This window comes from Mycobacterium sp. URHD0025, assembly GCF_000426065.1.
Classification (GTDB): Bacteria; Actinomycetota; Actinomycetes; order Mycobacteriales; family Mycobacteriaceae; genus Mycobacterium.
The window spans coordinates 1-6055 of sequence record NZ_AUEQ01000029.1; the positions used below are offsets into that span (position 1 = coordinate 1).

Sequence of the window (6055 nt, forward strand, 5' to 3'; positions counted from 1 at the left end):
TCGGCGATGCGGTTGATCAATGCTGTCAATGCGGGCTTGGATACCGATCTTGCGGTTCGTGCGGTGTTCGAGACACCGACGGTGGCTGGTCTTGCTGGGCGTGCAGGTGAGAGCTCGGGTCGGCGTGAGCCGTTGGTGGCCCAGCAGCGCCCGGATGTTTTGCCGTTGTCCTATGCCCAGCAGCGGTTGTGGTTCCTCGACCAGTTGGAGGGACCGTCGGCGATCTACAACATGCCTGCTGCATATCGGATCACCGGTGAGCTCGATGTCGATGCGCTCGGCCAGGCACTGGCCGATGTGGTGGAGCGCCACGAGTCATTGCGCACAGTCTTCAGTTCTGTCGAGGGGGTTCCGCGGCAGGTCGTGGTGCCCATAGACCGGGCCGACGTCGGGTGGCAGGTATTCGACGCTACTGGCTGGTCTGTGGATCGGTTGCACGATGCGATCCACGCGGCCGTCGGCTATAGCTTCGACCTGTCAGCCGAGATTCCCTTGAGGGCAACCCTTTTCCGAGTGGGCGAGGGTGAGCACGTGCTGGTGGCGGTGGTCCATCACATCGCCGGCGATGGCTGGTCGATCGGCCCGTTGGTACGGGATCTGGGGGTGGCGTATGCATGCCGGTGCGCGGGACAGGGCCCCGGCTGGGCACCGTTGCCGGTGCAGTACGTCGACTACACGTTGTGGCAACGCTCGTATCTGGGTGATCCGGGAGATCCAGAGAGTCGGATCGCTGGGCAGTTGGCGTATTGGGAGCAGGCGCTGGCCGGGCTGCCCGAGCGGCTGGAGCTGCCGACGGACCGGCCCTATCCACCGGTCGCGGACTACCGCGGTGCCACCGTGATGGTGGATTGGCCCGCCGAGTTGCAGCAGCAGGTCGCGCGAGTGGCCCGTGAACACAACGCCACCAGCTTCATGGTGGTCCAGGCTGCATTGGCGGTGTTGTTGTCGAACCTGAGTGGCAATTCCGATGTGGCAGTCGGCTTCCCGATCGCCGGACGCAGCGATCCGGCATTGGATGAGTTGGTCGGTTTCTTCGTCAACACCCTGGTGCTGCGGGTCGAACTCGACGGAGATCTCACAGGTTCCGAGGTGGTGGAGCAGGTACGGCAGCGCAGCCTGGCTGCTCTGGAGCATCAGGATGTGCCTTTCGAGGTGTTGGTGGACCGAATCAAGCCAACCCGATCGCTGGCTCATCACCCGTTGGTCCAAGTGATGTTGGCCTGGCAGAACCTCCCGTGGCAGGGTGGCGACCAAGCAGAGACGCCGAGTATGGGCGATGTGCAAGTCAGCCCGCTGACCGCCGACACCCATTCTGCACGTATGGATCTGACGTTCGCGCTGTCCGAACGACGGGATGAGGCCGGTGGCCCCTCCGGCATCGGTGGGTCGGTGGAATTCCGCACCGATGTGTTTGATGCGGCCGGCGTTGAGCTGTTGATCGGACGATTGGAGCGGGTGTTGGTGGCGATCACCGCCCACCCGGAGCGGTTGTTGTCGACGATCGACATCTTGGACATCGCTGAGCGCGCCGGTCTCGATGAGGCCGGTAATCGGGCAGTTCTGGCTGAACCGTTGGCGGCGGTGTCGATACCCGTGGCTTTCGCCGGGCAGGTGGCGCGTACGCCAGATGCGGTCGCAGTGAGCGGTGTAGGGCGCTCGTGGAGCTATCGTGAGCTTGACGAGGCATCGAATCGTTTGGCGCACTATCTGACTGGTGTGGGTGCGGGTCCGGGTGAGTGCGTCGTGTTGCTGCTCGATCGTTCGGCCGAGGCGATCGTCGCGATCCTTGCGGTGCTCAAGTCTGGGGCGGCGTATCTGCCGATCGACCCGGCGGTGCCGGATGCGCGGGTCGCGTTCGTGCTCGACGATGCCGCACCGGTGGCCGTAGTGACCAGGGCGGGCATGGCCGGGCGATTGAAGGGCCGTGATGTAGCGGCGGTTGATGTCGATGATCCGCGCATTGCCGAGCAGCCAGGCAGTCCGCTGTCCGGACCTGCGGTTTGTGATATCGCGTACCTGATCTACACCTCGGGAACTACCGGAGTGCCGAAGGGGGTGGCAGTCCCCCACGGCAACGTGACCCAGTTGATGGGATCCCTGGGCACCGGACTGCCCTTCCCGGGAGTGTGGGCGCAGTGCCATTCGTATGCCTTCGATGTCTCGGTGTGGGAGATCTTCGGTGCGCTGCTGCACGGTGGGCGGCTGGTGATCATCTCCGAAGCGGTGGCGAGTTCGCCGGAGGACTTCCACGCAGTGCTGGTCGATGAAAAAGTCACGGTGTTGAGTCAGACTCCGTCGGCGGTGGGGATGCTGTCACCCGATGGTTTGGAGTCCACCGCGTTGGTGGTCGGCGGTGAGGCCTGCCCCACCGAGTTGGTGAATCAGTGGGCAGCACCCGGACGGTTGATGGTCGACTCCTATGGTCCGACTGAGGCCACGGTGTGCGTCACGATCAGCGCTCCGTTGCGGCCGGGTTCGGGAGTAGTGCCGATCGGTTCTCCGGTGCCGGGGGCGGCCGCCTTTGTTCTGGATCGGTGGCTCCGGCAAGTCCCGGAGGGTGTGGTGGGGGAGTTGTATGTCGCAGGCCGGGGTGTGGCCTATGGCTACGGCCGCCGGTCGGCGCTGACGGCGTCACGGTTTGTCGCCTGCCCGTTCGGTCCGGCCGGATCGCGTATGTACTCCACCGGGGACTTGGTGCGCTGGGGTCCTGATGGGCAGATGGAGTATCTGGGCAGAGCCGATGAGCAGGTCAAGATCCGGGGCTATCGCATCGAATTGGGCGAAATCCAAGCGGCGTTGGCTGACCTGGATGGAGTGCAGCAGGCCGCGGTGATCGCGCGGGAAGACCGCCCCGGGGACCACCGACTGGTCGGTTACATCACCGGCACCGCGGACCCGGGTGTGTTGCGCACCCAGCTGTCGCAGCGATTGCCGGCGTACATGGTGCCGGCGACGGTCGTGTTGGTCGAGTCCCTTCCATTGACGGTCAACGGAAAACTCGACAAGCGCGCCCTGCCCGCACCGGAATACGCCGACCTCGATCGATACCGAGCGCCGAGTACGGCAACTGAGGAGATCCTGGCCGGCATGTACGCCAGAGTTCTGGGTCTCGAGCGGGCCGGGGTCGATGACTCGTTCTTCGACCTGGGCGGCGACTCCTTGTCAGCGACACGGCTGGTCAATGCCATCAACACCAGCCTCGATGCTGATCTGGCAGTTCGCGCGGTGTTCGAGGCGCCCACCATCGCCCAGTTGGCCCCACGCATCGGCGACGGCGCTCGCGTACGGGCTCCGTTGACGCCGCAACAACGCCCGGCAGTCATTCCGCTTTCGTATGCCCAACAGCGGTTGTGGTTCCTGGAACAGTTGCAGGGGCCATCGCCGATCTACAACATCCCGACGGCATATCGGATCAGTGGTGAGTTGGACGTCGACGCAGTGCGCCGGGCACTGGCGGACGTGGTCGGCCGGCACGAGAGTCTGCGCACGGTGTTTGCTGCCGATCAGGGTGTTCCGCGGCAGGTGGTGATGTCGGTCGAGGACGCGGAGTTCGGGTGGCAGGTTGTCGATGCCGGCGGGTGGCCGGCCGACCGGTTGGAGGACGCAGTCGGTGTGGCGGTAGGCCAGGCATTTGATCTGGCGACCGAGATTCCGTTGAGAGCAACGCTTTTCCGGCTTGCCGACGACGATCATGTATTGGTGGCGGTGGTGCATCACATTGCTGCCGATGGATGGTCGGTTGCTCCGCTGGTGCGTGATCTGGGGGTGGCCTACGCCAGCCGGTGTGGTGGGCAGGCTCCGGAGTGGTCTCCCTTGCCGGTGCAGTACGTGGATTACACGTTGTGGCAGCGCGATCAGCTTGGTGAGCTGTCTGATCCCGAGAGCCGCATCGCGGGGCAGGTGGCGTATTGGGAACACGCCTTGGCCGGCTTGTCGGAGCGCTTGGAGCTGCCCACGGATCGGCCTTGTCCGGTGGTTGCCGATCACCGGGGGGCCAGTGTCGCGGTGGCGTGGCCGGCGCGGTTGCAGCAGCAGGTGGCGGCGGTTGCGCGGACGAACGATGCGACCAGTTTCATGGTGGTGCAGGCTGCGCTGGCGGTGCTGCTGTCGAAGCTGAGTGCCAGTCCTGATGTGGCAGTGGGTTTTCCGATCGCCGGGCGTAACGATCCCGCCCTGGACGAACTGGTCGGGTTCTTTGTCAACACCCTGGTGTTGCGGGTCGATCTGGCCGCTGACCCCACCCTCGCCGAGACGATCGCGCAGGTGCGGCAGCGCAGCCTGGCAGCCTACGAGCATCAGGATGTGCCCTTCGAGGTGTTGGTGGACAAGCTGAACCCAACCCGCAGCATGGCCCATCACCCGCTGATTCAGGTGATGCTGGCCTGGCAGAACCCCACGGGTGCCCGCGATGCCGAGTCCGGGATGGGTGACGTTCAGGCGGCACCGATGTCAACTGAAACACACACCGCCCGCATGGATCTGGTGTTCTCGGTGGGTGAGAGTTTCAGCGGCAGCGGGGAGCCGGCTGGGATTGCGGGGTCGGTGGAGTTCCGTACCGATGTGTTCGACGCCGAAACCGTCGTAGGAGTGATCGGGCGGTTGGAGAGGGTGCTGGAGGTGCTCGTCACTGATCCGGCCCGAACGTTGTCATCTGTTGATGTGGTCCATGCTTCGGAGCACGATCGCCTCGATGAGCTTGGCAATCGCGCGGCGCTGACCAGGTCTGTGCGTGCTGCGGTGTCGGTACCGGCGGTGTTCGCCGGGCAAGTGGCCCGTGCGCCGGATGCGGTGGCTGTGACCTGTTCGGGGCATTCGTTGACCTATCGCGAGCTCGATGAGGCCTCGAATCGGTTGGCGCATGTGCTTGTTGATCATGGCGCGGGCCCGGGTGAGTGTGTGGCGTTGTTGCTGAATCGTTCGGCGGAGGCGATTGTCGCGATTTTGGCGGTGCTCAAGTCGGGTGCGGCGTATTTGCCGATCGATCCGGCGCATCCGGACGCGCGGATCGCGGTCGTCGCCGCGGATGCCAAGCCGGTTGCCGCGCTGAGCACCGGCCCTTTGGCTGAACGGCTGCGCGTGTGCGGGGTCGAGGTTGTCGACGTGGCCGATCCGCTCATCGCGACTCAGCCTGTCACCGCATTGCCGGTGCCGGCTGCTGACGACATCGCCTATGTGATCTATACCTCGGGGACGACGGGTGTTCCGAAAGGTGTTGCGGTGCCTCATGGCAACGTCACTCAGTTGCTCGGGTCCTTGGATGTGGGGTTGCCGCGCGCGGGGGTGTGGTCGCAGTGGCATTCGTATGCGTTTGATGTGTCGGTGTGGGAGATCTTTGGTGCGTTGTTGGGTGGTGGGCGGTTGGTGGTGGTGTCTGATGTGGTGGCGGCTTCGCCGGATGAGTTGCATGCGTTGTTGGTTGCTGAGGGTGTTTCTGTTTTGAATCAGACGCCGTCTGCGGCGGCGGCGTTGTCTTCGGATGGTTTGGGGTCGACGGCGTTGGTGGTGGCGGGTGAGGCGTGTCCGAGTGAGTTGGTGGATCGGTGGGCGCCGGGTCGGGTGATGATCAATGGTTATGGTCCGACGGAGACGTGGTACACGTCGTTCACTGCGCCGCTGGAAGCTGGGGCGAGGGTGGTGCCGATCGGTGTGCCGGTGCCGGGGGCGGCGTTTTTCGTTCTGGATCGGTGGTTGCGTCCGGTGCCGGTTGGGGTGGTCGGGGAGTTGTATGTGGCCGGTGCGGGACTCGCGAGCGGGTATCTGCGCCGGGGCGGGTTGACAGGGTCGCGGTTCGTGGCGTGTCCGTTCGGTGGGTCCGGGCGACGCATGTATCGCACCGGGGATCTGGTGTCCTGGGGCCCTGACGGGCAGTTGCGGTATCTGGGTCGGGCCGATGAGCAGGTCAAGATCCGTGGCTATCGCATCGAATTGGGCGAGATCCAAGCTGTGCTGGCCGATCTGGTGGGTGTGGATCAGGCGGCAGTCATTGCGCGAGAAGATCGCCCGGGCGACAAGCGTCTGGTTGGCTACGTCACCGGCAGTGCTGAGCCGGCCCGAC

General features: G+C 64.7%; 1 protein-coding gene. It reads left to right on the top strand.

The genetic code is table 11. The annotated features are described in order from the left end of the window. The coding region (locus H977_RS0128325; protein ID WP_029111011.1) for a non-ribosomal peptide synthetase at window positions 1-6055 on the top strand (6055 nt) is incomplete at both ends.